Source organism: Spirosoma utsteinense (genome assembly GCF_014282275.1).
Lineage (GTDB): Bacteria > Bacteroidota > Bacteroidia > Cytophagales > Spirosomataceae > Spirosoma > Spirosoma utsteinense.
On the sequence record NZ_VFIA01000034.1, the window covers coordinates 20,871 to 47,180 of the forward strand.

Consider the following 26,310-nt stretch of genomic DNA (forward strand, 5'->3'; position numbering starts at 1 on the left):
AAATCCCTGCCACGTGCCTGACCAGTCATTCACTTAATTGCTGATATTGCAAGGCTGGTATTGTATTTCTTGCCAATGGCCGAAAGAAGCTTCGGGCGCGGTTCCGGGCTTTGGCGACCAGGTAAGAGGAAGGTGGCGGTTGTACGACGTCCGTGTATTCTACTGTTTTTATGATTCGAATTATTTACCGCATAGCCATCATGGCCTTGTGTTTGTTACCGGGCGCTGACATGACCTACGGCCAGGCTATCCAGTTCGACAGCTCGCCGACCATCCGGTTACCTCAGCAAGGGGAGTGGCAGTTTCACCCAGGGGACAGCATTGGCTGGGCCAATCCCGGCTATAATGCTCAACGCTGGCCGAAGCGTAGTCCCCAGCTGAATCTGATGGAAAACGCGGCACTTTGGGAAAGCGGTCGGGGCTGGTTCCGGAAAACAATTCGGTTTCATACCCTCATGAGCGATTCAGTAGTAATGACTATTCGCCAGTTCGGCACCTCGGAGGTCTACCTCGACGGGAAGCGGGTGGCCACACTTCGGCCTGCCCATTTCGACAAGGGCGGTTCCCAGCGGATGATCGCCTTTGTTCCGCTTCAGATTGCCGACACGAGTCAACATGTTCTGGCGGTGCGGTACGCGTTCCGTCGTGATCCCTTATATGGTAGTTCGATACACAAAGCACCCTTTCAACTGGACTTTCAATTAAGTGATCGGGCCACCACCGAATTAGTGTACAGCCAGGCGAGTTCGGCCGCGCTGGAGTACCTGATCGTGGGGGTTTTTGGTGTGCTGAGCCTGCTGCACCTGCTGTTTTACCGGGCCAATACTACCCAGCCCGTGAATCTGCTGCTGTCACTGACCATGTTAGCGTTTTCATTGATTTTCCTGATCGACCGGTTGGAGGGTGAAGCGGGTACCCTGACTATAGACTCCTTGTTGGTATCCGTGCTGTGGATACTGGTGAATGTAGCGATGGGGCTATTGCTGGTATCGGTCTATACCTACCTGGGCCGGCGGCAGAACTGGCTATTCTGGGGGATTATAGCGGTATTGACGGCGCTGGTAGCCTATAGCACGTTTGTCGGCCCAATTCCGGGCAGCATTGTCTGGTTACCGTTCGCGCTGGTGATAATCGACTATATTCGGGTTAGCTGGCTTGCCCGGCGGCATAGTTCCGATCCGGCAGCCCGTTTGCCCTGGAATTCCCTGAAGTTCTCGCTGTTTGCCATGTTGGCACTCATCGGGCTGGTTCTCGTAATGGTTCTTGTCTCCCAGTCATCCGAAAACGAGAACAACCTGGAATGGATCGCTGTCCCCATCGTCATTCTGAGCCTGATTTCTTTGTTCAGCGTACCTATTGGCCTGTCTTTCTCCCTGGTGGGGGACTACGCCCGTACCTATCAGTCGCTGCGTCAGCAACTGGACCTGGTCAATCGTTTGTCGGCTCAGTCGCTGGCCCAGGAGCAGGAAAAGCAGCAGCTGCTGGCTAGCCAGAATGTAGTTCTGGAGTTGCAGGTAGCCGATCGTACCGCCGAATTGAATCGTTCGTTGAGCGACTTACGGGAAACACAAACCCAGCTGATCCAGCGCGAAAAACTGGCCAGTCTGGGTGAACTGACAGCCGGCATCGCCCACGAGATCCAGAACCCGCTGAACTTCGTTACGAACTTTTCGGAGGTATCTACGGAGCTGGTTGTCGAACTCGAAGAGGAGCAGCAAAAGGCCAGCCGCGACGCAGACCTGGAAACCGAGTTGCTGGGCGACTTAAAGCAGAATCTACAGAAAATTACGCACCATGGCGGACGGGCTTCGGCCATTGTCAAGGGCATGCTCGAACATTCCCGCACCGGCACCGGCACCAAACAGCTCACCGACCTCAAGGCGCTGGCCGACGAATACCTAAAGATCGCTTATCACGGATTGCGGGCCAAAAATCCCAACTTCAACGCGCAGCTGGTAACAGATTTTCAACCTGAACCCGCCGAAGTCGAGGTGGTACCTCAGGATATGGGGCGGGTACTGCTAAATCTGTATAACAATGCTTTTTACGCGGTATGGCAAAAACAGAAAACAGCGGGTCCTGACTACAAGCCGACGGTTTGGGTCCGTATCGGGCACTGTATTGCGGAGAGTACGCCAACCCAGAATCGGGTGTCTATCATCCTTGATGTACGTGATAACGGTGCCGGTATCCCCGAGTCGGTCGAAGCCAAGATCTTTCAGCCCTTTTTTACCACCAAACCTACGGGCGAGGGGACGGGATTAGGCTTATCCCTCTCGTATGATATCATCACCAAAGGCCACGGAGGAACACTATCCGTAGAAAGCGAGGAAGGCGAGGGAAGCACATTTTTCATTACGTTACCGGCCCGTTCCAGCTAAAGCAAGGCCCTTTCCACGCTGTACAGTCAGCGCGGGCGTGTTATAACAGTCTCATTTCCTGGCTGGAATCAAACAATAAGCAGTCCGTTCTGCCGCAGCTGTATCCAGGCAGGCGACTGCATGAATGAGCTGAAGTTGCCTAGTCCGCTCAGTTCATAGTCGGCCTTTAGTTGCGCTAATGAACAGGGTTCGTGGGGGCCGATAATGAGCGTAGGCAGCCGGTTCATGATCCAGTCGCCAACGGGCACCGTGGCCTCAAGAAGCCACTGGCCCTGCCGGCTATAAAACTCCAGCTCCGCCATCTCCACCACCTTCCGCCCCTGCTGTAACTCGAATACCTCCATGCTGGGCAGATTGCCCGGCCAGATCACGAACGCATTGGGACGCGGCTCTTTATCGGACGGCTGGCTGATGGCTTTCTCGATGTATCTCGGTGGAATGGAGGTGACCGGTACCGGAAACGTAAACCAGTCCTGTAGAGGAAGCTCAAACCCCACATCATGCATGTAGTTGAACAGCGACTTGCGCAGGCCATCGGCAAACAGATCATGATTCGCCCCCGACGGGTCGGCATGCTCCAGGTCGTTGTCGGCAAACCCGCCGAAGTCAGGCCCGATGCGCATCACGTCGAACCCCGCCGGGTCGACCCCAACGGGGCTGTGGGCGGTCATGGCAAAGCGGTGCCAGAAACCCGATTGAACAACCCCGTTTTTGAATAACTGCCGAACCATTTCCAGGGAGTCGACGGTTTCCTGCATCGTTTGGGTCGGGAAACCATACATCAGGTACGCATGGACCATGATGCCGGCCTGGGTAAAGGCATCGGCCACGCGGGCCACCTGCGCCACTGTAACGCCTTTTTTCATTCGTTCCAGCAGGCGGTCTGAGGCTACCTCCAGGCCGCCGGATACCGCAATGCAGCCCGACGCTTTCAGCAGTGTACACAGGTCGGGTGTAAAGCTGGACTCGAACCGGATATTCGTCCACCAGGTCACCGTCAGCTTCCGGCGAACGATTTCCAGCGCCAGGTCGCGCATGAGGGCTGGCGGTGCGGCTTCATCGACAAAATGAAATCCGGTCTGTCCGGTCTGGTCGATGATTTCCTCGATTCGGTCGGCCAGGAGCGCGGCTGTTACCGGTTCGTATCGTTTGATGTAGTCCAGCGTCACATCGCAGAATGAACACTTACCCCAGTAGCAGCCGTGGGCCAGCGTCAGTTTGTTCCAGCGGCCATCGCTCCACAGACGGTGCATGGGATTCACGACTTCAATGACCGACAGGTAGTCGTTCAGGGGGAGGTCGCGGTAGTTGGGGGTGCCGGTTTCGCGCTGGGGGACATCCTTTTCCCGGGCGCCGTTGTAATAGGTAACCAGCCCGTTGGTTCGGGCATAGACGCGCTTGAGCTGGCTTATTTCGCGCCGACCGTCCAGATGTTCCAGGAGCGTTAGCAGCGGAGCTTCCCCGTCGTCGAGGCAGATAAAGTCCACATAATCGAAGACGCGCGGCTCGGTCAGCGATCGTAGTTCGGTGTTGGCATACCCCCCGCCCATGATGATCCTGATGTCCGGGTGGTGCTGTTTCAGGTATTTTCCGCAGGTGAGTGCCCCGTACAGATTGCCGGGAAACGGAACCGTCAGGCAAACCACACCGGGTTGCCACTGCTGGATTTTCTGTTCCAGCAGTTCGATCAATATCGTCGACACCGGCGTGTCAGGCGCTTGTAAAGCCTCGTGTAACTCATCGAAGTGCGTGGCCGAACGACCCAGCCGTTCGGCATATCGGCTAAAGCCAAAGTGAGGATCGACCGCTTCCTGAATCAGGTCGCTCAGGTCTTCGAGATACAAGGTAGCCAGATGCCGCGCCTTGTCGTGGATGCCCATCGTGCCAAAAGCCCAGTCAAGCTCTTCCAACTGCGCAAAACGCGAGGCCTCAGGCAGATAGGTCCGGTCGCAGATGCTATGAGCGAGTGTTGGGTTCTTATTCTGGAGAAAACGAATTACCGGATCGATGGTGCCGACATAATCGGCCTGCAACCGGCAGATGCGGTAACTGTTGTCCGACAATTCGGCATCGGCGGCTTCGAGTTGGGCAAACATCGCTGCCAGCCCTTTGGCCGAAAAAAGGGCTAAAATAACCTCGATACCCAGGTCTGCCTGGTATGACGTGATATGCTTTGTGTGGAGAAACCCTTTCAGATAGGCCGTTGCCGGATAGGGGGTGTTGAGCTGAGTAAAGGGTGGGGTGATGAGTAAGAGCGTCTGATCCACAGCGATACGAATTTGCGGATAAGGTTCGGGCTCATCCTGAAAAAGCATAACCTCATGGTTTCGGCAATGGTTCGTGGGCGCGACGTTGCCGCAGCAGTTGGCTGAACGATCGAACGCACAGACTGTTGTTGCTGTAACTACCCTCATTCCTACAAGCATGGCTTTTACTTTTTTGACCGCCGAATGGCGTAACCTTATTTTTGCCAATTACCCCATCGACCGTCAGGTACTGGAACCACTCGTGCCCTACGGTACTGAACTGGACGAGTATGATGGGCAATGCTACGGCAGTCTGGTTGGGTTTTACTTTCAGCGCGTGAAGCTGTTTGGAAAGCTGGCCGTACCTTTTCATCAGCAGTTCGAGGAGTTCAACCTGCGGTTCTATGTCCGGCGAAAAACCGATACCGGCTGGAAGCGGGGCGTCGTATTCGTCAAGGAAATCGTACCGAAGTTTGCCATAACGCTGGTCGCCAATACGCTCTATGGCGAACCCTACGCGACGCACCCGATGCGGCACAGCTGGCGGCAGACGGGCGATACGCAGGCTATCCAATACGATTGGAAGGTGGGCTCCGACTGGAATCACATCCGCGTCCATGCCGATCGGGTAGGGCATGCGCTGGTTGCCGACAGCGAAGAAGCGTTCATTACCGAACATTACTGGGGGTATACCAAACGCGGGGAAGGCCGGACGTCGGAGTACGAAGTCGTTCATCCGCAGTGGTCCATTTATCCCGTTCGCGATTATGCCATCCACTGCGATGTAGAGAAACTTTACGGAGCGGCTTTCGCTCCGTACTTCGACCAGTCCCCCGCGTCTATCTTTCTGGCCGACGGGTCGGCGGTGGCTATCAAATCGGGGGCCGGCTTCTCCTGATCGATCCGTAGACAATGACCTTACTTGCGGGCGGGCAGCGCCAGGAGCTGAAGCCGTTTCAGTACCTGTTCGCCAATCTGCTGGCCCAGCAGCTGACCGTTATCCAGAGCTTCCCGGTAATGGATGCCGCCATACAATCGGCTGATAGACGCTTCGTCGGCAGCCTGCCTGAATGACTGAAAACGCCGAACGGGCAGTCCGTAGGCTACTTCGGTACTGTCAGTAAACCCCAGCGTCGGACCAAACAGGCTGGTCAACACCACAGCCGAAGCGGTGGAGATGACGCTATGGCCGCTGGGGTATTCGGGAAAGGGGGGTGTTTGCAGCAACGGACGCCAGTTTTCGTTGATATGGGCGTTGATAAAGGTTTCGGGGCGGATCACATTGTAGCGGTATTTGCCATCCCAGCAACTGATAAACCCGTCCATAAGCGCCACGGCTGTCAGGAAATACGCTGCGCTGGTCTTCATCAGATCGGCGTTGGTCTGCCGGGAAACCTGCCCGGCAATAGCCAGCCAGTGGCCACCCGGCGACAGTTTCTTGCTGGCAAAGTTCATGTGGCCCTGGGTGTTCAGAAAAAACGGGTTACAATCCCAGTAGTTGGCAATCAGGCGCTGCTCAGCTGTCAGGTTAGTGCATACGTCAAACACGTTACGGGCACTTTTAAAGAAGGCGTTATCGGGCGTTATACCGAAAGGGGGTGGCGGCTGAAGTCGGCAATGCGACGCGGAGTCGAGCGTAAGGGGGCGGATGCGTCGCCAGTAGGGTTCAACGGCGGCCATATAACCGGGGGGCGTAGGCAACCAGGCTCCCGGCAGCTTTTGTGGCGTATACCGACGCAGGGAACGCGTTTGCCGGTACTGGTCGCCAGCGGCCCAGGCCAGGATATGGCTCGCCATCTGTTTGCCCACCGCCCGGGAGGCTACAATGGTCTGGGCCGAATACCCCTGCCTGCTGGCCAGTTCCCAGAGTTGATCGGCCAGTTCGTCTAGGCGTTTCTCGGAAAAAACCAGCGTTCGCCCAACCGCAATCAGGGCTTCGGTAGCCGCCAGCGCAGGCTGGCAGCCGCTCAGCGACAGAGGGGGCGGGGGTGTCAGTCCCGGCAGCTGACCCGCTCCCGACCGATAGGGCCCGCTTTGGCAAAGCACCAGGGTTTCGTAGGCGGCTGCGTGGGCATACACATAAATGCGGGCGGCAACCGGGGGCGAAAAGATATCGGCCACAATTACCTGCGTCAATGCATCATGGGCGCGGTGAAACAACAGCCGCTCCGTGGCAGCGGTCGGCTTTCGGCCCTGCCCATGGGCCGATCCGATCGCGAGCATAACTACAAGCCACCATCGTTTCATCGCTCGTAGCCAATTAGAGGACCATCGTTCCGGACGAAAAACACCCGTCTCCGACCCGATCCTGTGCGTAGCTGAATCCCTGTTCTAACGTCGCCATCGGCCCAAAGTCCCGATTCCCGGGCCGGTATCGGGCGGAAGCTGCCCTTGTCGTCGCCCCGCAGGATAACGCCCATACTGGCATCGCAGGGGCCATGCTGAACCCGATACGGGTAGAAATTTCCCGCCAATAACAGGTCTGTTTTTCCGTCACCGTCCCAGTCGTCGGCCAACACCGTACTAACGCGGGAAAACTGGGCGTCACGGGGGAAGGGGGAGAAGGAGAACTGACCGTTACCCTGATTGACGAACACCCCCGACGCCAGTTCGTAACTGGTCACCGTCGTGGCGTTGGCCAGTTCGGTTGGTTTGACGATTGTCTCAACGGTGGCATCGGCATACTGCTGATAGCGGGTGAACTGTCGGCGTAACGGCACTACCTGATCGAGCAGTTCATCGCGCGAAGCGGCCGGGTAGGACTTTCCCTGAACAAAATAAGTCCAGATGGGGTCGAGAATGCCATCTTTATCGACATCACCGGCAACGATGCGCATGGGTTCGGCCAGACTGGCCCGGAAGGGGTTATTCAGACCGGCATTCCCGGCCACGATGTCCACGTCGCCATCGTGGTCGATATCGGTCAGGAGCAGCGACGCCCACAACCCATTGCTTTGCCCTAGCCCAGCCTGTTGGGTCCGGTCGGTGAGCTTCCCCCCCTGATTGCCGAACACCCGGACGGGCATCCAGTCGCCAGCCAGGACCAGGTCGGGGAGTTTGTCGCCATCGAGGTCGGCCCAATGGGCTGCCTGTACCATACCGGCCAGCCGGCAGGCGGGAGCCCGCTCATCCGTGACGTCGGTAAAATGAGCGGGTCCACCCCCTGCGGGCGCGTCGTTGCGCAGGAGGTAACTGACCGATGGCAACGGAAACGAACCGGCTTTGCCGCGCCCGCCTACAAATAGATCCAGGTCGCCATCGCCGTCGAAGTCGGCAGCCGCTGCGGCTAGTTTACTATCGCGCATGACGGGCAGCGCTCCCGCACTGGCCGGACCGAAATTACCCCGGCCATCGTTGAGATAAAGACGGTCCTGATACTCGGGCGACCCGGCTTCATACTCATTGCCCCCGCTGACGACGTACAGGTCTGAATCGCCGTCCCGGTCAGCGTCGAAAAACAACGCATTGACATCTTCACTGGCCGCATCAGCCTGTCCGGGCTGCTGAGGAGCGGGCGTAAAGGTACCATTCGCCTGTTGCAGCCACAGCCTACCCGACTGACCAACGGCTCCGCCTACATATATGTCATCGCGGCCGTCGGCATTGACATCGCCCGTGGCCAGTGCCGGTCCAAGTCGCGAAAGCTGGTAGGGGATCAGAACTTCGACTTTAAAATCGACAAAGTCGTTTTCCTGATGCCGGAAGGGGAGGATTCCGGCCATGGCCAGTGGCCTGAACCAGGGAGAGGCAGGGGCAGGCATAGCCGAACCCGCTATCGCATCTGTTTGGGCGATGGTTATCGTTTGCCCGGCAACCAGATCCTGCCGTTGCGTCTGCCGCCCGTCGGGCCAGTAAACGGTCAGGCGTTTGATGGTCGTTTCGGTTCCTACGCCAAAATGAAGCGTGGTCTCCACCGATGCCTGATAGCCACGAACGGGATATACCGTTTGCAGCTGCCGCCCCGCCTTCGTTTCGATGACCACCCGGGCGCCGAGTGCCTGGGTGTTGCCGCCACTACCTGCCAGTCGTACCCGCAGGAAGTGGGCCGAATCGGGCTGCTGGTCGGCATTGTTCCGGTAGAGCGATACGGGCTCGTTCTGGTGGCAAACGACCAGGTCGAGGTCACCGTCACCGTCGAAATCGGCATAGGCCGAGGCTCCCGAAACGGCGGGGGTATCGATGCCCCATGCCGCCGATTGGTTGCTGAACGTCAGGTCGTGATTGTTTCGGAAAAGGTAACTGGTGAGCCGGTTGGACGGCATTTTTTTGACCAGATCGAGGGTCTGGAAGTTCAGATTTCCCCGCGCTGCTTCTTCCAGTTTGGCATCGGCTACCGTGTACTTCATAAAGTCGAGGTCGGTGAAGTCGCGCAGGTAACCATTCGACACGAACAGGTCTTTCCAGCCATCATTGTCGAAGTCGGCCAGGAGCGCCGACCAGCTCCAGTCGGTTGCCGATATTCCCGCCAACTGCCCGATCTCGCTAAAGCGCACCTGCCCGGCCGGGTCGGTGCCCTGGTTGAGTTGCAGCATATTTCGCATCTGCTGCCGCACGTAGCCGCTATCGATCAGGAGTTTGTAGGTGTCGTATTCATCGGCCCCTTTCAGCATTTTTTGCCGGTGGTTATCGGCTGGCAGCATATCCAGCGTGACAATATCGGGCAGCGTATCGTTGTTGAAATCGGCCATGTCGCAGCCCATCGAGAACTTGGACGTGTGGGCCATACTGCTGCGGATCGACTCCCGAAAGCCTGTGTGTTTCCCGGCCGCATCGTGTTGGTTGAGGTACAGGCAATCCTGTTCGGTATAATCGCTGGTCGTGTACAGGTCGGGCCAGCCGTCATTGTCGACGTCGCCCACGCAAATGCCCAGTCCGAAATTGATCGGGTTGTTCAGAATACCTTCGGCCAGGGTCACATCGGTGAAGTGACCTTTATCGTTGCGTAACAGCCGATTGCCGAACCGAAGGTCGGGGGTGGCCCGCAACCGGCGGGTGTTGAGCAGGGGGTTAAACGTGTGGTCGGAGTGGTTGAGAACAAATACATCGAGGTCGCCGTCCCGGTCATAATCGAGAAAGGCCGCCTGGGTCGATTGGGTGCCGGGCAGGTCGAGGCCATACGTCTGTGCCTGTTCGCGGAAGTGCGGTACCCGTTGTCCGTTGCCCAGGTCTTTTACCCCTTCGTTGATGAATAATTCATTGACCAGTTTCGCTGGCGCGAACTTGCCGGAATGGCAGACGTAGACGTCCAGTAAGCCATCGCCGTTGATGTCGACCACACTTACGCCCGTTGCCCAGGTACCATTCCCGCCCACACCCGCCTGCGCTGTAACGTCGGTGAACTGCCAGTTTTTGCGGCCTTTCTCCGATCGGTTCAGGTACAGGGCATTCCGAACCGTATTGCCGGAGAAGAACAGATCGGGCCGACCATCGCCATCGAAATCACCCACCCCAACCCCGTTCCCGTTGTAGAGATATTCGTACCGGAAAATATGCAGGGAGTCGGTTTCCTGAATCAGGTTGGTGAAGCCAACGCCCGTTTCCTGCGCCGACAGACGAGTGAACAGGGGAGGGTCGGCCGGGCGCATGGCCCACCAGCCGGGTATGGCCAGTAAACCCGCCCATAGGGCTATGATAGACAGTCGGGGCATAAGACGGTGGGTATCGTTCAGTCCAGTCGGAGATTTTCGTCGCCGGGTTCGTAGGTAACGTATACCAGCAGTAAGGTCATCATTTCCTGGTCGCTCCGCATTTTTCCATCCGACGTGATGAGTTTAGCGGGCTTGTTGGGATTGTTAGGATTGCCATCGGTGTTGTCATACGTGCCAACCACGTTCACCACTGCCCCCGTTGGCAGCACCACCGGCTTCTGGTAGCGATACAGTTCCTGCCAGCGGAAATCCCAGTCCGGAATATGAACCAGCTTCAGCGTATCGGCATTGGGAAGGGTAGCAAAGGCGGTAAATTCTTTGCCCACCTGGTGCATATGCGGCCAGGCGTACAGAAGCGTAATGGGTCTGTTCTGGTAAGCCACCTTCAGGCTACAGGTTTTTACTTCACCCCCGAACAGCAGTAACGGGGGGGTTATCTGCTTTTCGGCAATGCCGCCCGATCCCAGGCTGATAACACTGACCGTGCGCTTGATGGGGGTTTTCTTGAAGAAGAAGTTGACCCCGCTAATGACGTCTTCATCCTTGGCTGACGGGCCGAAGTGAACCGTCAGCAGGACCACGCCCCGCCGGGGCATAACCCAGCCCATGTCAGGCGGGTACGTTTCGGGGGAGGCACCGGGAATCCAGCCCCCGTAGTACGTCATCTTTTTCTTGTACGGCGTCCATTCCTGATAATGCCAGGCATCTTCGGCGTTGAGGTCGACCTGCTCGATGGTGTTGCTGAGGGAGATCGTTGTATCCTCGACCGGGTGAATGGCGAAATTGGCGTGGTGGATTACCTTCTTGTTGCTCGATGTAAATTCCAGCGCTTCGACATTAGCGGCTTCGGCTAGTTCGAACGGGATTTTAAAGACCATGAACCGCTCGACACCGTCGCCTTTCTGGGCAAACGGTCGCGGCATTTTCAGTGTCAGGTCGGGCGGACGGGTGTAGCCGGTACCGGCCTGAACGCGGGTCATCAGTTGTTCTTCGGCTTCGTGCCTGACTTTACCTTTGGGCAAACCGGCATCGATCCATTCGGTAATGGCACCAACCTGATCGGGTGTCAGGCTGCGCTTGTTGGCGAAGGTGGCATAATGGTCATCGGCGCGCCAGGGGGGCATATACCCGCTATTGATTACCTTTTTGATGAACGTTGCCCGTTTGGCTACGTCCTCGTAGGAGATGAGCGAAAACGGAGCTGCTTCGCCCGGCCGGTGGCAGACGGCGCACTTCGCGTGGATCAATGGCTGGATGTCTTTGTAAAAGGTCGACTTCTGCCCGAAACTGGTTTGGCAGGCCGCTAACCCAACCAGCCAGACGAAGCCACGTACGATAGACTGTCTCATAAAACGCTGAAAAAAACCAACCCACTGATGGCAGTGGGTTGGGGGAACAATTTATGAAAGAAATGAACGTGTTGCAGCCCGATGCCGCAGCAAGTTCAGCGCCTGATCAGGGACGGTCCCACCACACACGACCGGTGGCATCCTGTGGATCACGCCCAAAGCCAGCTTCTTTAGCCATCTCGTCGAGTGCTGCTTTCCGGTTTGCATAGTTCGGATCGTTCACGTTCGGCAGGGGCAGTGGTGCGCGACGGGGTATGATCAGGGTTGCGCCGTTGGATATCAGCGTAGGCAGGGCCAGGGTGGAGGTGGCGTTGGGTAGGCCCGTCCGTTTCCAGGTTGCCCAACCTTCGGTAGGCTGGCGCAGGAAGTTTACGTACTCCTGACTGGCAATCAGGTCCATGGCTTTCGCTGCATTGAAGGCAACTTTGGGATTTGTCAGGTAGGCTGTTTTCTCCGCTGCCGTCATAGGGGTGTAGCTGGTCACCTGCGCGCTCTGCGCGACCATGTCATACCAGTCGAGCGAGGCTAATACCCCGGACTCATACCAGGTTTTAGCACTCTCACCGGTGATGGCCTGAGCACCCAGTTCGGCACGCATGAAACAGAAATCGGCGTATGTAATAACCGGGAAGTAATTCTTCCCCGTGCCGGCCGTACCTGATGCATCGGCGTAACTTGCCTGAAAGAGACGGGGTTGAACATACGATAGGGTATCTATAGCCGTACGTGAACCACTCAGCGTCAGGTAACGGGGGGTGTAGTAATGAAGCACGTTCTGGGGCAGTCGAGCCGCATCCGGGCTTGTGAACCCACCAATGTAACGTCGGGCCGATTCCTTGGTGCCAGCCGGTAACTGCTTATCGGCAATCAACAGGTCGATATTGGCCTGCGAGTAAATGTTAGGCGTAAAGAATGCATCGATCCTTGGATCCTGGCTATCCCACATGAAATCAACCAGGGGCTTCGATGCACGTAGGCCGGATGCATTCCAGTTTGATGCTCCATCACCGGTGAAACTGGCTGGCGTAACAAATACCCACCCGTCGGTATTGCTGCTCATCAGATCGGTGGCGGGTGAACTCAATACCTCCTGAGCGATTGTTTTAAGCCGGGCTGGATCGCGTTTCGCTAACCGCATGCCGATTTTGAGCCGTAGCGCATTTGCGGCTTTTACCCACTGTTGGGTATTACCGCCATAATACTGATCGTTGGTTCCCAAGGCTACCTGCGTAGCTGGTTGAGCCGTTTTGAGCGTGGCAACGGCTTCTTTCAACTCAGTGTCGAGCGTCGTGAAGATGGTTTGCTGGGTGTCATATTTAGGAGTCAGTGTTCCGCCATAACGAGCCTGAAATGCCTCCGAGTAGGGGATACTGCCGTAAATATCACTCACATAGAACGTGTAATACGCCTTCAGGATACGGGCAATTCGAATCATGTGTACGTAGCGCGGCTGCTCTTCTGCGGGTAGTTGCTCAACAAGTTTCTCTATATCAGCCAGCGTATTGCCAACGCCGTTTGAATTGCTATAAAGACGGCCGTACCGCTGGGAGAAGTTGTCGTATACCTGCGTAAAGTTTTGTCCATTACCATTGACTGCTGTCGAATACTGCATCCAGGGCATGATGCGTTGGTAATAGTCGTAAAAGGCTTCGAAGTCCTGATTATGGATGCCGAGGGTTGCGTTCAGAAACTGATTGGCCGGTGGAACGCTGGTTAGTCCTTCCGGATTGATGTTCGTTTCAATAAACGCTTCCTTCTGGCAGCCGCTGAACACCAGCGTGCCGGCCATCAATAGCCCTGAAACACACTTTTTATAGGAAATATTCATGATAGTAAATTCGATCGATAATTAGCGCTGAATTAGAGCCCTACGTTAACAGTTACACCAATGTTGCGGCTGAAGGGAAGCCCGCCGTATTCAGCAAATTCACCGGCGTTGTTGCTCTTCAACGACTGTGGATTGATGCCGCCGGGTGCTGTACGGTACAGGTAGCCCAGATTCCGACCCACTACACTTAACCGTAGTGACTGGACTTTTATTTTGTTCAGCAATGAAGCTGGCACATCATAGCTGATCGATGCTTCCCGCACGGCCACCCAGGAGTTCTCGAATACCGAATATTCCCGGATACCTGATCCCCAGTTGGAGAGGTTGTCATAGTAAGCGTAGGCAGGAATAGGTTTGAGGTAACCTTTGTCTACAGCCTCCTTATAAGTCATACCGCCCAGGTCGATCTGCTGACCATCTACCGTAGCTGTTACACCTGCGTTCAGGATACCTTCAGGAATAATACCATCATTCCGTGTATTGCCCTCGGCATCGGTAAACGTGATACCGCCCGACTCTGTATCGCGGCCAAAGAGGCTGTTCGTCAAACTGCCGTTTGCCGAACCGTAGGCATGCGTGGCCGATGCCATAACGCCACCAATTTTAGAGTCGACCTGGAACGTAGCCGAGAAGTTACCGTAGCGGAAATTGTTGACATTGCTCAGCAGGAATTTCTCCAGCATGGTGCCAACGTCTTTCGATCCCTGACCAGCCGCCCCACTACGCAGGTAAGTGAGGTAGCCGCCCGTTGTTCCGCTGGCTGCGCCAATGAGCTTGCGTCCTTGGTCGTCGCGGGCAAAAGCATAAGACGTGTTGATGGTACCGTAGTCGCCACCCGCCCGGGCAATCGACTGGATGTCGGCCCCGAATGCCAGACTCAACTGATACGTATCGATACCATCGGCCAGCTCCAGAATTCTATTCCGGTTGCGGCTGAAGTTGAAAGACGTATTCCACTGGAATTTGCTGGTTTTGATTGGCGTACCCGTAAGCAATACTTCGACACCCCGGTTCAGAATCTTGCCGGCGTTGACCAGTCGGGATCCAATACCAGACTCCTGAGCTACAGGCAGACTAAAGATCTCATTGCGTGTAAGCTTGTTATAGACTGCAACGTCTAGGCCTAAGCGGTTGTTGAAGAAACGCATATCAGCTCCTACTTCCCACTCCCGCGCCAGTCGGTTGCGGAGGTTATAGTTGGGAAGTGTGTTATCCCGGAAACCATATTGCTGAAGCTGACCATTGACCGACGTAAAGACACTACCCGCCGAGTAGAAACCGGTCTGGTTCGTTCTCCAGGCATCCGTATCACCCCCGGTGAAACCATAGCTGGCCCGCAGTTTACCGAAGGTTAATGCACCCGGCAGCCCTTTTACCGACTGCGTGAAGTCCCAGGCTAAGCCCACCGATGGATAATAATACGAATACTGGCCACTTCCATTAGCATATGTCAGGGCCGACGAGTAATCGATCCGGTTGGTGAAGTTCAGGAACAGTGCATCTTTATAGCTGATATCGCCATAGGCATATACGGCATCGGTCCGTTTGGAAGAAGCAAGCCGCTCACCGCTGATATCGGCGACAACAGAATTGATCGAGTTTGGCAACGCAAACTGGCCCGGTATCCGTAAGCCGCCATCGGTACGAAGCCGAAACTCCCGACCACCATTAATCCGGTTGGTTTCGCCACCAACGGTCAGATTCAGGTGAAATAGCGAGCTTAGATCCCGATTGAAGGTTAGCAACCCCTGAAAACGCGACTGGTTGTTAGCCTGCGAATACTGGGAGTACTCGCCACCGGCGAAGCCTACGCCATCACCCAGGTTTTTATTCTCTGTCTGGTACAACTCATTCTGGAGGTTGGCGCGAACCAGACCCGTCAGCCAGGGGGTAATATTCAAGTTGACGTCGATGTTGCCCCGGAATACTTTCTCCTTACGTGTCGTATTATACTGGAATGTCTGCCATAAAAATTCAGTGATGTTGTATGGATCGTCGGCATTGCGCTTACGACCACCTAACTGCGAAGCATAATTAGCTGTCCAGTAGTCGATATCCAGTGTTCTGGGCCGGTTGTAAACGAAACGGAAAACGGGGTTGAAGTTACCCCCCTGCCGGATCGGGTTCAGGTTATTGTTGTCGGTATAATCAGCCGACACATCAAGGTTGACAATTTTACCCAGTTTCTGCGTAGCCCTTACATTGAAGTTATTCCGTTTCATTTCGGCACCACCCGGCATAATCGTGTTATTGAACAGGTTTGAGAACGACGCCCGGAACGATGACCGGTCATTGCCACCCTCAACGGCTACGTTATGGTTCGTGTACCGACCAGTCTGGAAAAAGTTAAGTGGGGTATTCGCCTGCCAGGGAATCATACGCCCATCAATGTCACGCACCATATGGCCGTCTAATTTTGGCCCGAAGGAATAATTCCAGTTTTGGGTATCGACCAGGTCCGTGCCATCGGCCGCTTTCGCAAATGTTTGCGAGATACCGGCTCCGTACTGATTTTGTACATCCAGAAACCGATAAGCGTTCTCGAATGACGAGGTATGGGTATAGGAAACCCCTAACCCTTTCTGTTCGCGGCCCCGCTTGGTCGTGATAACGACAACGCCGTTCAGCGCTTCCGAACCATACAGCGCACTGGCTGCCGACCCTTTCAGAACGGTCATCGTCTCGACGTTGTCGGCATTCAGGTTTTTCATGATGTTACCAAAATCCTGAGCAGCACCCCACGAATCGGCTCCCGTAGTGGCAGGCCGAATCAGGACACCATCGACAACGAAAAGAGGTTGCGTGTTCGGGCTGAGCGAAGCATTACCGCGGATACGGATACGGGACGAAGACATGGGCCCACCTGAACCCTGATCGATCTGCACACCCGCTACCTTTCCCTGAAGCGCATTGACCAGGTTAGCGCTATTGGCTCGCTCCAGATCCTGCCCTTTCACTTCCTGAGCAGCATATGCCAGTTTACGGGTTTCCTGCTTTACACCGAAGCCCGTCACAATTACTTCGTTCAGGGTTTTTGGATCTTCCCGTAAAACGATCGTTAGCGTAGCTGCATTGCCCGCGGCTACTTCCTGCCGTAAATACCCGACGCCCGATACGACCAGGGTAGGGTTCGCGCCCGTTACGTTGATCCGGAAAGCCCCGTTTGCATCCGTACTGGTTCCGGTCGTGGTCCCTTTTAGCAACAGGGATATGCCGGGAAGTGTAACGCCCTGTTCGTCTTTGACGACACCAGAAACGGTAGATCTACTCTGTGGATAAACATACAAACTGCTTACTAAGAGAAGACCAAGGAGTATTAGTCTATTCATATGAGAAGTAGGAGATAATTTGGTGAAAGAAGACTTTATAAGTACAATTCTAGCATATTTCTGTCAAACGAACCTTAAGTTTGTAAAAAAATTTAAAATATCGGCATAAAGTGCTGTCTTTTCTTCGTTAAATGAGGGTGTTCAGGTAAGCTTGTTACTCAATTGCCAGGAGCATAGACAGTTCTTTATTCGCCCTAACCCTCTCTGTTTTGAGTACTTTACCTTTCGTGAACCATTGTTTTGTTCTCGTCCTCTCGTTGGTTCTGTCCGCTACAACTCTTTTCGGGCAGGCACCATCAGCCCGGCGGATTGCCGCCCACGTAGAAACGCTGGCTTCTCCCGCGATGAAAGGGCGGGGAACCGGCAGTCGGGAGAACGAAAAAGCCGCTGCCTACATCCGTAAGCAATTCAGGAAATACAAGCTACGTCCGCATGGTGTCGATGGGTATTACCAGCCATTCACGGCGAAGGTCAGGCGGGTGGTTGTCCCCGATAGCCTGCGGCAAGCCAGCAATGTAATCGGCTTTCTGGATAACCACGCGCCGTATACCATCGTGATTGGAGCGCACTATGATCATTTGGGAGACGGCCGGCAGGGAAGCTCGCTGGCCGAAAACCCTGAAGGCAAAATTCACCGGGGTGCCGATGACAACGCGTCGGGCGTGGCTGGTTTGCTGGAACTGGCACGCTATTATGCTACAAACGCGCAAGTGGAACCATACAACCTTCTTTTTATCGGGTTCGGGGCCGAAGAACTCGGTTTACAGGGTTCCCGCTATTTTGTCAGCCAGCCGACGGTACCGTTGGAGAAAGTAGATTTTATGGTCTGTCTGGATATGATCGGGCGGTACGATCCCGCGCGGGGTGTGGGTATTGGTGGGTACGGTACCAGCGACGCCTGGCCGGAACTATTCACCAATGTGAAAGGCAGCGTCAAGTTCTTTACGGATCGGCCGGGAAACGGCGGCTCTGATAACGCGTCGTTCTACGCCCGCCAGATTCCGGTTCTGTTTTTCCATACGGGTGGACACGCCGACTACCACCGCCCCACCGATACGGCCGACAAAATCGATGCGCAGGCCGAAGAGGGAATCATTCGGTTAGGTATCGAGCTTATCGACAAGGCTATGCAACAGCCCAAAATGCGTTTCACACCGGTGAACTGATTCCCCGGCACCCGTTTGGACCATAAATCAACGTACAGCAATACACTTATAATCAGTTCTATTTATGAATCGGCGAACGTTCATCCGTCATTCCGGTATAGTTTCGGCTACCGTGCTTAGCCAGCCTGTTTTGTCTTTTCCTGCCCGGGATTTTCCGGCCGTACGCGTTGCCCAGAACCAGCGTAACTTCCGTAGCAAAGCGGTAGAGGAAACCATTCAACGCGTGAAAGGCCAGATCAGGAACAAAGAGTTAGGCTGGCTATTTGAAAACTGCTTTCCCAATACCCTGGATACGACCGTCGACTTTGCCATGGTCGACGGTCGCCCGGATACCTATGTCATTACCGGCGATATCGATGCCATGTGGCTCCGGGACTCAACAGCCCAGGTGTGGCCCTATCTACCGTTGATGAAGCAGGATGAACCGCTTCGTCAGCTCATCGAAGGGGTTATCCACCGGCAGACCCGGAACATTATAAAAGACCCGTACGCCAACGCCTTCTATAAGGATGATACGAAAGTAGGGGAGTGGAAAGACGACCGGACCGATATGAAGCCGGGCCTGCACGAACGCAAGTGGGAGATCGATAGCTTGTGTTATCCGGTACGACTGGCCTACGGATACTGGAAACGAACGGGCGATATCACTCCGTTTGGAGCCGACTGGCAAACTGCCATGCGGTTGATCGTACAGACGTTCAGGGAGCAGCAGCGGAAAACGGGCCATGGTCCGTATAAGTTTGAACGGACAACAAGCTGGGCTACCGACGGTGTTCCGCTGGGGGGCTACGGCTACCCGGTGCGTCCGGTAGGGCTGATCTGTTCGACCTTCCGGCCAAGTGACGACGCGACGGTTTTCTCCTTTCTGGTTCCGGCTAATTTCTTTGCTGTGATATCGCTGCGTCAGATGGCCGAGATGCTTACTGTCCTGAAAGGCGATGCCCGGCTGATTGCCGATGCCCGGGCACTGGCGAATGAGGTCGAAACGGCCCTGAAACAATATGCCGTCATTCAGCACCCGGGTATCGGTAAGGTCTATGCCTATGAGGTGAATGGTTTCGGGAGTTATAACCTGATGGATGATGCCAACGTACCGAGCCTGCTGTCGATGCCGTATCTGGGGGCCATGAGCGCCACCGATCCTATTTACCAGAATACGCGCCGGTTGGTGCTCAGTCAGGATAACCCCTTCTACTTTGCGGGGAAAGCCGGGGCGGGTATTGGTGGCCCACACGCCGGTATGGACATGATCTGGCCCATAAGCATTACGATGCGTGCTCTAACCAGCGCTGACGACCGGGAGATCAGTTCGTGCCTGACCATGTTGCGAACCTGTAACGCGGGTACGGGTTTTATGCACGAATCCTTCCATAAGAATGATCCATCGACGTTTACCCGCAAATGGTTTGCCTGGGCCAATACACTGTTCGGGGAGTTAGTGCTCAAGACCGCCAACGAACGCAAACACCTGCTGAACCAGGCGGGTTAGTCAAGCGTAACACCAAACATGAGTCATTCCAAATTTTAAAAGTCGCTATCTTTTTAGAAAACAAAGGTATTACGCGTGGTGTCAGGTCCCTTGACCTACCGTGTATACACTCCTTTTTTCCTGCAGAAAAGCCCGGTAGGGGCGACATGTCAATAGAAAAGAAAGAAGGGGTAGACCCGTAAAGCGCCGTAGGTGCGACCTAATCCAGTTCAGTTAGGTCGCACCTACGGCGCTTTAGAGAGGATAGGAGCGCTACCAACTAGTGACAGGTCGCCCTTACGGGGCTAGCTGACCAAGGCTGGAGATCTCCCCAGACAATACGTCCCCTGACCCAATGCCACGCCCCCGCAGATGTGCCGGAACCAGGCAGCTTTGTGGGTAAGGTTTTCCCGAAGTGTAACGATTCGTTAAAATGCGGGATGACTCATGTTGGTTATGGTCAATCAGACTAGTTGACCCGCAGCTTTTGACCAGGTTTGATCCGGCCCCGCGAGGAAAGGTGATTTTTGCGGAGCAAGGCGGATACCGACATGCCGTAGCGGCTGGCAATGCTGGATACCGTCTCGCCCGAGCGCACCCGGTGAAGTACGGTGCGTTTGATCTTTGGCTTGAACGAAAGATCCGAAGAGCGGCCTCCACGCAGGTAATCCCAGACATTACCGGTCAGCAGGAAATGGTCGGAGTTGATGGTATTCGCCGGAAACGAGTAAATATTGAGCGGGCTGAAGGGGTTCCCCTCGTAGCGCGTTTCGAAATGAAGGTGTGGTCCTGAACTGCGGCCTGTGCTGCCGCCCAAACCGAGCTGATCGCCCGCTTTAACGAGCTGACCGGTTTCGACAGTTTGCTTGGACATGTGTCCGTAAAGGGTTTCGAGGCCATTGAAATGGCGGACCAGTACATAGCGGCCGTAACCATTGCCGTCCCAGCCAACAACCCGAACGATGCCGTCGAACGATGCGTAGACCGGATCGCCGGTTTCGAGGTCGAGGTCCGTGCCGGTATGCCAGCGGCCCCATCGATACCCGAAATTGGAGGTCATTTTGCCTTCTTCGAGCGGAGCCGACCAGTAGCGATTGGCGGGCGGATCATACAGCTTGATATCGATGGTTTCGTTGAACTCCAGCGGGTTGATGTTGTAGGGGTCGATTGTGCGGGAGTCCCAGACGGCGTAGTAATCAGCGATTTTTACCCATTCATTACCAACCAGTACGGAGTCGATCACCTCGACCACGCTGGTTTCGCCCTGATCGATCTGGCTGGTATCTTCGCTAACGACGGGGTTTAACTGTTTCTTGGGTTCAAACTGGCTATTGAAGCGCAGTTTGGTAGTTTCCTGTTCAAACTGGTCGTCCGCTTTTTGAGGCTGATCAACGACGGGGGCATTGGCATTGGGCTGATTTTTGGGCGTAATACGGAAGTTGTTCTTAAACCGTCCGCGCTCCTGCGCCTGTGTCGTTACCGTGATACACAGACACCCAATGGCCAGCAACCATTGAATTGTAGTTCTTCTCATCGTTTTCGAGGATGAGTTTGTGTTACTGAATGGCAAGGGTGTAGCAGGCCGGCCAGGGATATACACCCCATAACCCACCACACCCCGGAAACTCAACATCCACAAACCAGTAGGTTAATGAACAAGCTGTTGCTCCTGCATTTCAAGCGTTACCAGATACCGTTCGGCATCGAGGGCTGCCATACAACCGGTTCCGGCTGCGGTGATGGCCTGACGATACACGTTATCCTGAGCGTCTCCACAGGCAAAAACGCCGGGAATATTTGTTTTAGTACTTCCTTTTTCGGTCAGGATGTAGCCACTGTCATCCCGCTCGATGTATTCACCGAAAATGCCGGTGTTGGGGGTGTGACCAATGGCAACAAAAAAGCCTGTCACATCTAAAATGGTCTCTTCGAAGGTACTGGTATTCTTGACCCGCGCGCCCGAAACCTCATCGTCGCCCAGGATTTCCTGGGTTTCGGTATTGTATAAAATCTCGATGTTCGGTGCTGTTTTTACCCGCTGCTGCATGAACCGCGACGCCCGCATCTCATCCCGGCGCACAATCATATATACCTTCCGGCACAGGTTAGCCAGGTAGCTGGCCTCTTCGGCGGCTGTATCACCCGCACCAACGATGGCTACATCCTGACCACGGAAGAAAAAGCCATCACAGACGGCGCAGGCCGATACCCCCCGTCCGTTGAGCCGCATTTCGGAGGGCAATCCAAGCCATTTGGCCGACGCACCCGTGGAAATGATGACTGAGTCGGCCGTGATTTCGTGCTGATCATCGACAATGGCTTTGTGGGGATGTCCGGAAAAATCAACGGCCGTAACCATACCATAGCGAACGTCGGTACCAAAACGACGGGCCTGAGCCTCCAGATCCTGCATCATCTGGGGTCCCTGGACGCCATCCGGGTAGCCCGGAAAATTGTCGACCTCCGTTGTAATGGTCAACTGACCGCCGGGCTGAGGGCCCTGGTACATGATGGGGTGCATATTAGCCCGGGCTGCGTAAATAGCAGCGGTATAACCGGCCGGGCCGGAGCCGATAATCAGGCACTTAACGTGTTCGGTAGTCATTACAAGGGGGCAAATGGGTTGCCTGCTGGTTTATTTATCCCATGCGACAAACGCAGTGGTAAAGAGACAACATACGCAAAATTGAAAAAATTTCGCTTGGGGAGCAAGAAAGAGCGCTTTGTACCTTTGCGCTCCGGGTAGCACGAGCCGGTCAGGCCGTGTGTGGCCACTGCCAGCCTTGACCCGCTTCTGAGCCTCTCCGGTCTGTTTTCGCTGACAGAGGGTATATATGGCTGCTTTTATTCTCTACTTTATAAATTGACTTAGTCCACAGATTCCTCTATGATGCACGTACGTTACGCCACCAGCCCTACCGAAACCAAACAGTTCACGACGGATCAACTGCGGGAAAACTTCCTGATCGAATCCGTTTTTGTTCCCGACGCGCTGTCCCTTGTCTATAGCCACTTCGATCGTATCATCGTGGGGGGCGTCATGCCCGTTGCCGGAGCGGTTACGCTGCCCACCTACGATGAGCTGAAGAGTACCAGCTTTCTCGAACGCCGGGAACTGGGAATCATCAACGTGGGGGGAGCTGGTACAGTCACCGTAGACGGCCAGACGGTCGATCTGGCCAGGCTGGACTGTCTTTACGTAGGGCGGGGGAGTGCGTCTGTCGTTTTTGCCAGCACTGATCCGGCACAGCCTGCTCAGTTTTATCTGCTTTCGGCCCCGGCACACACTACCTATCCCACTCAGAAAGCCGCTGGTACGGAGGTGTTCTCGGCTGTGATGGGGTCGTCTGCAACGGCCAACGAACGAACGATCTACCGCTATATTCACAAAGACGGCCTGCAAAGTTGCCAGCTGGTGATGGGGCTGACCATTTTGCAGCCAGGCAGTGTCTGGAACACCATGCCCGCTCACGTCCATGACCGCCGGATGGAAGCCTATTTTTATTTTGACCTCGATCCGGACCACCGCGTGCTGCATTTGATGGGACAGCCCACCGAAACCCGTCATATAGTCGTGGCAAACCACCAGGCGGTCGTGTCGCCCCCCTGGTCGATTCACTCGGGCTGCGGCACGGCCAGCTACTCATTCATCTGGGGGATGGGCGGAGAAAATATGGACTATGCCGACATGGACATGACGGCCATTGCCGAGCTACGGTAGGCCGGAGACAGGCTGAACGGTGCAAGGCGCAGGGAAACCGTTTCCGGCAGCCTGTACCGTTCAGCCTGTTTAAATCCGGGCTCGCTGGTCAGGAAGGCCCCCAAAAATTTCCGTTGGTATGAGTACCTTCGCGGTAACTGCCAATGACCATGCGTTTACTCTACTTCCTGCTGCTGTTGACTCCGGTTGCCGCCAATACCCAGTCGCTCCCCATTCTTGATCAATCGCCCGGTCGTTTGCACTGGTATCGCCTGACGACACCTCACTTCCGGGTTCTCTATCCGGAAGGATTCGATACAACCGCCCAACGAACGGCCCAGCGGCTGGAGAGCCTTTATGAACCCGTGAGCGCGTCGCTCAACCGCCGTCCCCGGCCTATTTCGGTGATCCTCCAGAACCAGACCACCAACAGCAACGGGTTTGTGACGCTGTACCCACGACGGTCCGAATTTTTTGCGGCCCCGCCCCAGAATCCCAATCTGGCGGGTACGCTCGACTGGCTCGATCTGCTGTCGGTGCACGAATACCGCCACGTCGTGCAGAATGAGAAGGCGCTGCAGCATTATGGACGCGTGCTGTATACCTTACTCGGTAATACCGGCCTGGGACTGCCGTTGCTGACCGTGCCCGACTGGTTTGCCGAAGGCGACGCCGTTAGTACCGAAACCCTGCTGAGCGCAGGTGGCCGCGGGCGAATCCCGAATTTCGATCTGGGTATGCGGGCGAACCTGCTGGCCGGGGATCCGTTCAATTACCAGAAGGCGGTGTCGGGGTCTTACCGGGATAATGTGCCGGATCATTACGTGCTTGGCTATTTGCTGACGACCTACGCCAAACAGGCTTACGGCCCGGAGGTGTGGAGCCGCGTGCTGAACCGGAATTACCGCCGGTTTCCGTGGCCCTTTGCTTTCTCGGCCAGCATCCGGAACGAAACGGGCTTACGGGTCGAAGGACTGTACCGGAAAGCCATGGACGAATGGACCGAAGTATGGAAGAAACAGCAGGAAAGCCTGACGGTAACGCCCGCAGCTACCTTTCCGGTTCGGGTTGAGCAGGACCAGACGAAGGTCCCGGTATTTACTAACTATCAGTACCCGCAGTACCTGACCGACTCCACCGTTTTATGCGTCAAGAGCGGGTTGGGCGACACCCCCCGGCTGGTGCTGCTGGATAAGAACCGGCGGGAGAGAACGCTGTATGTACAGGGATTTCCAAATGATCCGGGAATGCTCTCGGCCACATCGGCCAAAGCGTGCTGGATCGAGTTTGGTTACGACCCGCGCTGGCGTCAGCAGATTTTTTCCAATATCCGGCTGCTCGATCTGGCCACGGGGCGACTTTCCCGACTGTCGCACCGCGCGCGCTACCTGGCCGTGGCGCTCTCGCCCGACAACACCAAACTCGTGGTCGTTGAAACAACCGACCGGTATAAAACCCGGCTCGTGGTGCTCGATGCCGTATCGGGGAAAAGGCTGAAGACGCTGTCGAACCCCGACAACGAGTATTATGTGCAGCCCCGCTGGCAGGCCGACAACAAAACGATCGTTGCGGTGGCGCTGAGAAACAGGCAGAAAACGATTCAGCGCATCGACAGCCAGCAGGACGAACGGACGGATCTGCTGCCCCGCGCCAACGAGAATCTGAGCAACCCGCAGCCGTGGGGCGACTACGTGCTATACGGCTCTCCCCGGTCGGGTATCGACAATGTGTATGCCGTAAAGGTGACATCGAAAGAGGTGTTTCAGGTAAGCTCGCGGCCGCTGGCGTCGTATCATGCGACCGTTTCGCCATCAGGAAACCGGCTGGCCTTCAGTGATTTTACGGTCGGCGGTTACCGCATTGCCGATATGCCGCTCGATCCGGCTGGCTGGAAAGCCGTTTCGTCGGCCGCGCCCGGTATCCGGCAGCCTGTCCGGTATTTCGGGCCTGCTATCGATAGTACGCTGCTAGCGACAGAACCGGGTGGGCGCGACGGTCGACGTGTACTCGCCGACTCCGTAAAGGCCGTCACCGCCTATGTGCCAACCCGTTTTCGGCGGCTGGCTAATGCCATCAATGTGTATAGCTGGGGACCGGTGTTCGGGTCGACGGGGCAGGACCTGACCGTAGGGCTAAACTCGCAGGATTTGTTGAGCACGACCCAGATCGTTGTGGGCTACACCTATAACCAGGCTGAGCGCGTGGGGGCCTACTTCGCCAGTCTGAGCTATCAGGGTCTCTACCCCGTTTTCGACCTGCGTTTCCAGCGGGGCAACCGGAATACGTCGCTTTATGTAGACCGGCGAACACCGCTGGACAGTCTGCGATCCGACCGCTGGCAGTATAATCAACTGACGGCGGGCGTTCGGCTACCCATCCAACTGACGCAATCCAAATACATACAGAGCCTGAGCGCATCGGCCTATTACAATTACCTCCAGGTAAGCGGGTATGCCTTACCGGTTCGGTCTATTACCGAAGTAGGTTCGGCCGGGGCGTTGAGTGCGATGACCTATGGCTTCAGTTTTTCCCGGCAACTGCGGCAGAGCAAGCGCGATGTGGGGCCGCGCTGGGGGCAGGCCGTCTCGGTGACCTACCGGACAACCCCTTTTGGCGGGGCGCTTACCAGCGAACAGTGGAGTGTTCAGGCAAACGCATTCTTTCCGGGTCTGGGCAAGCACCATTCACTAGGGTTCAGGGGAGGCTACCAGCAACAGGCCCAGGGGACCTACCGTTTCGGCCCGGCCGTGTTTTATCCACGCGGTCAGGCCTATGTCAGCGATACCCGTATTACGGCGGGCAGTGCCGAGTACCGGCTACCCATAGCCAATACCCACTGGCCGCTGGGCCGGTTTGCCTACATACAGCGGATAAAAGCGGCTGGTTTTTTCGACGGGGCCATTGGGCAAAGCCCCATCGACGTGCGGAGTGCACAAACGGGGGCGTTGCTGCGTACGGAAACAAGAACCCGTAACTACCGTACCGCCGGTGTCGACCTGGCTTTTGTATTCAACGTGCTCCACCTGCGAACTCCTTTCGAAGCGGGCATACGAACGATCTACAATACCAACACGGGGGAGTGGCTCTTTCAGCCGTTGGTGGTCGATATTGGCTTCTGATGGACAGAACGCTGATTGGTATGATTTTTATGATCAGCGCAGATGAAGAGCTAATCATAAAAATCACACCAATCAG

14 protein-coding genes are annotated in these 26,310 nt (G+C 55.6%); 6 read left to right on the forward strand and 8 right to left on the reverse strand.

Going from position 1 to position 26,310, the window contains the following annotated elements; genetic code table 11:
- The first annotated feature begins 170 nt into the window (after positions 1-170).
- Complete coding sequence (locus FH603_RS28645; protein ID WP_235985534.1) at positions 171-2,381, forward strand: ATP-binding protein; 2,211 nt, start codon at positions 171-173, stop codon at positions 2,379-2,381.
- Between the two features lie 68 nt (positions 2,382-2,449).
- On the opposite strand, the gene FH603_RS21660 is transcribed toward FH603_RS28645, so the two are convergent.
- Entirely contained in the window at positions 2,450-4,696 is a 2,247-nt protein-coding gene (locus FH603_RS21660; RefSeq protein ID WP_208493156.1) for a B12-binding domain-containing radical SAM protein, read from the reverse strand.
- A 109-nt stretch (positions 4,697-4,805) separates the two neighbouring features.
- On the opposite strand from FH603_RS21660, the gene FH603_RS21665 reads away from it, so the two are divergent.
- Entirely contained in the window at positions 4,806-5,525 is a 720-nt protein-coding gene (locus FH603_RS21665) for a YqjF family protein (protein WP_186739900.1), read from the forward strand.
- 20 nt (positions 5,526-5,545) lie between these two features.
- Here the strand turns inward: FH603_RS21665 and FH603_RS21670 are convergent, their stop codons facing one another.
- The 5 genes from FH603_RS21670 to FH603_RS21690 all read right to left on the reverse strand — a co-directional run bounded on the left by FH603_RS21670 (position 5,546) and on the right by FH603_RS21690 (position 16,781).
- Positions 5,546-6,850 carry a vanadium-dependent haloperoxidase gene (locus FH603_RS21670; protein ID WP_235985535.1) on the reverse strand — a complete coding sequence of 435 codons (1,305 nt, stop codon included), beginning with the start codon at positions 6,848-6,850 and terminating at the stop codon, positions 5,546-5,548.
- 20 nt (positions 6,851-6,870) lie between these two features.
- A complete protein-coding gene (locus FH603_RS21675) occupies positions 6,871-10,275 on the reverse strand; it encodes a VCBS repeat-containing protein (protein WP_186739904.1) in 3,405 nt (1,134 codons plus the stop codon).
- A gap of 17 nt (positions 10,276-10,292) precedes the next feature.
- Complete coding sequence (locus FH603_RS21680; RefSeq protein ID WP_186739906.1) at positions 10,293-11,624, reverse strand: c-type cytochrome; 1,332 nt, start codon at positions 11,622-11,624, stop codon at positions 10,293-10,295.
- A 106-nt stretch (positions 11,625-11,730) separates the two neighbouring features.
- Complete coding sequence (locus FH603_RS21685; RefSeq protein WP_186739908.1) at positions 11,731-13,452, reverse strand: SusD/RagB family nutrient-binding outer membrane lipoprotein; 1,722 nt, start codon at positions 13,450-13,452, stop codon at positions 11,731-11,733.
- Positions 13,453-13,484: 32 nt separating this feature from the next.
- Positions 13,485-16,781: a SusC/RagA family TonB-linked outer membrane protein gene (locus FH603_RS21690; protein ID WP_186739910.1), complete on the reverse strand. Its 3,297-nt coding sequence runs from the start codon at positions 16,779-16,781 to the stop codon at positions 13,485-13,487.
- A gap of 209 nt (positions 16,782-16,990) precedes the next feature.
- On the opposite strand from FH603_RS21690, the gene FH603_RS21695 reads away from it, so the two are divergent.
- Together FH603_RS21695 and FH603_RS21700 are read left to right on the forward strand one after the other, a co-directional pair.
- Positions 16,991-17,947 carry a M20/M25/M40 family metallo-hydrolase gene (locus tag FH603_RS21695; RefSeq protein WP_235985536.1) on the forward strand — a complete coding sequence of 319 codons (957 nt, stop codon included), beginning with the start codon at positions 16,991-16,993 and terminating at the stop codon, positions 17,945-17,947.
- Between the two features lie 64 nt (positions 17,948-18,011).
- The gene (locus tag FH603_RS21700; protein ID WP_186739912.1) at positions 18,012-19,436 is read left to right on the forward strand and encodes a glycoside hydrolase family 125 protein; all 1,425 of its coding nucleotides are present in this window, start codon (positions 18,012-18,014) and stop codon (positions 19,434-19,436) included.
- Positions 19,437-19,884: 448 nt separating this feature from the next.
- Here FH603_RS21700 and FH603_RS21705 read toward each other — a convergent pair whose 3' ends face one another.
- Both FH603_RS21705 and trxB read right to left on the reverse strand, forming a co-directional pair.
- Positions 19,885-20,949, reverse strand: a complete 1,065-nt coding sequence (locus FH603_RS21705) for a peptidoglycan DD-metalloendopeptidase family protein (RefSeq protein ID WP_186739914.1) — start codon at positions 20,947-20,949, stop codon at positions 19,885-19,887.
- A 114-nt stretch (positions 20,950-21,063) separates the two neighbouring features.
- Entirely contained in the window at positions 21,064-22,020 is a 957-nt protein-coding gene (trxB, locus tag FH603_RS21710) for a thioredoxin-disulfide reductase (RefSeq protein WP_186739916.1), read from the reverse strand.
- 282 nt (positions 22,021-22,302) lie between these two features.
- Between trxB and kduI the strand changes: the two genes are divergently transcribed.
- Both kduI and FH603_RS21720 read left to right on the forward strand, forming a co-directional pair.
- The gene (gene kduI, locus FH603_RS21715; protein ID WP_394366405.1) at positions 22,303-23,136 is read left to right on the forward strand and encodes a 5-dehydro-4-deoxy-D-glucuronate isomerase; all 834 of its coding nucleotides are present in this window, start codon (positions 22,303-22,305) and stop codon (positions 23,134-23,136) included.
- A gap of 149 nt (positions 23,137-23,285) precedes the next feature.
- Complete coding sequence (locus tag FH603_RS21720) at positions 23,286-26,234, forward strand: hypothetical protein (protein ID WP_235985537.1); 2,949 nt, start codon at positions 23,286-23,288, stop codon at positions 26,232-26,234.
- The last annotated feature ends 76 nt before the right edge of the window (positions 26,235-26,310 follow it).

Bases quoted from the DNA above. Each gene is read 5' to 3' on its own strand.
- FH603_RS21670 (WP_235985535.1), bottom strand. From the start codon at position 6,850: ATGCTCGCGATCGGATCGGCCCATGGGCAGGGCCGAAAGCCGACCGCT.
- kduI (WP_394366405.1), top strand. From the start codon at position 22,303: ATGATGCACGTACGTTACGCCACCAGCCCTACCGAAACCAAACAGTTC.
- FH603_RS21720 (WP_235985537.1), top strand. From the start codon at position 23,286: ATGCGTTTACTCTACTTCCTGCTGCTGTTGACTCCGGTTGCCGCCAAT.
- FH603_RS21690 (WP_186739910.1), bottom strand. From the start codon at position 16,781: ATGAATAGACTAATACTCCTTGGTCTTCTCTTAGTAAGCAGTTTGTAT.
- FH603_RS21705 (WP_186739914.1), bottom strand. From the start codon at position 20,949: ATGAGAAGAACTACAATTCAATGGTTGCTGGCCATTGGGTGTCTGTGT.
- FH603_RS28645 (WP_235985534.1), top strand. From the start codon at position 171: ATGATTCGAATTATTTACCGCATAGCCATCATGGCCTTGTGTTTGTTA.
- FH603_RS21675 (WP_186739904.1), bottom strand. From the start codon at position 10,275: ATGCCCCGACTGTCTATCATAGCCCTATGGGCGGGTTTACTGGCCATA.
- FH603_RS21700 (WP_186739912.1), top strand. From the start codon at position 18,012: ATGAATCGGCGAACGTTCATCCGTCATTCCGGTATAGTTTCGGCTACC.
- FH603_RS21665 (WP_186739900.1), top strand. From the start codon at position 4,806: ATGGCTTTTACTTTTTTGACCGCCGAATGGCGTAACCTTATTTTTGCC.
- FH603_RS21685 (WP_186739908.1), bottom strand. From the start codon at position 13,452: ATGAATATTTCCTATAAAAAGTGTGTTTCAGGGCTATTGATGGCCGGC.
- FH603_RS21660 (WP_208493156.1), bottom strand. From the start codon at position 4,696: ATGCTTTTTCAGGATGAGCCCGAACCTTATCCGCAAATTCGTATCGCT.
- trxB (WP_186739916.1), bottom strand. From the start codon at position 22,020: ATGACTACCGAACACGTTAAGTGCCTGATTATCGGCTCCGGCCCGGCC.
- FH603_RS21680 (WP_186739906.1), bottom strand. From the start codon at position 11,624: ATGAGACAGTCTATCGTACGTGGCTTCGTCTGGCTGGTTGGGTTAGCG.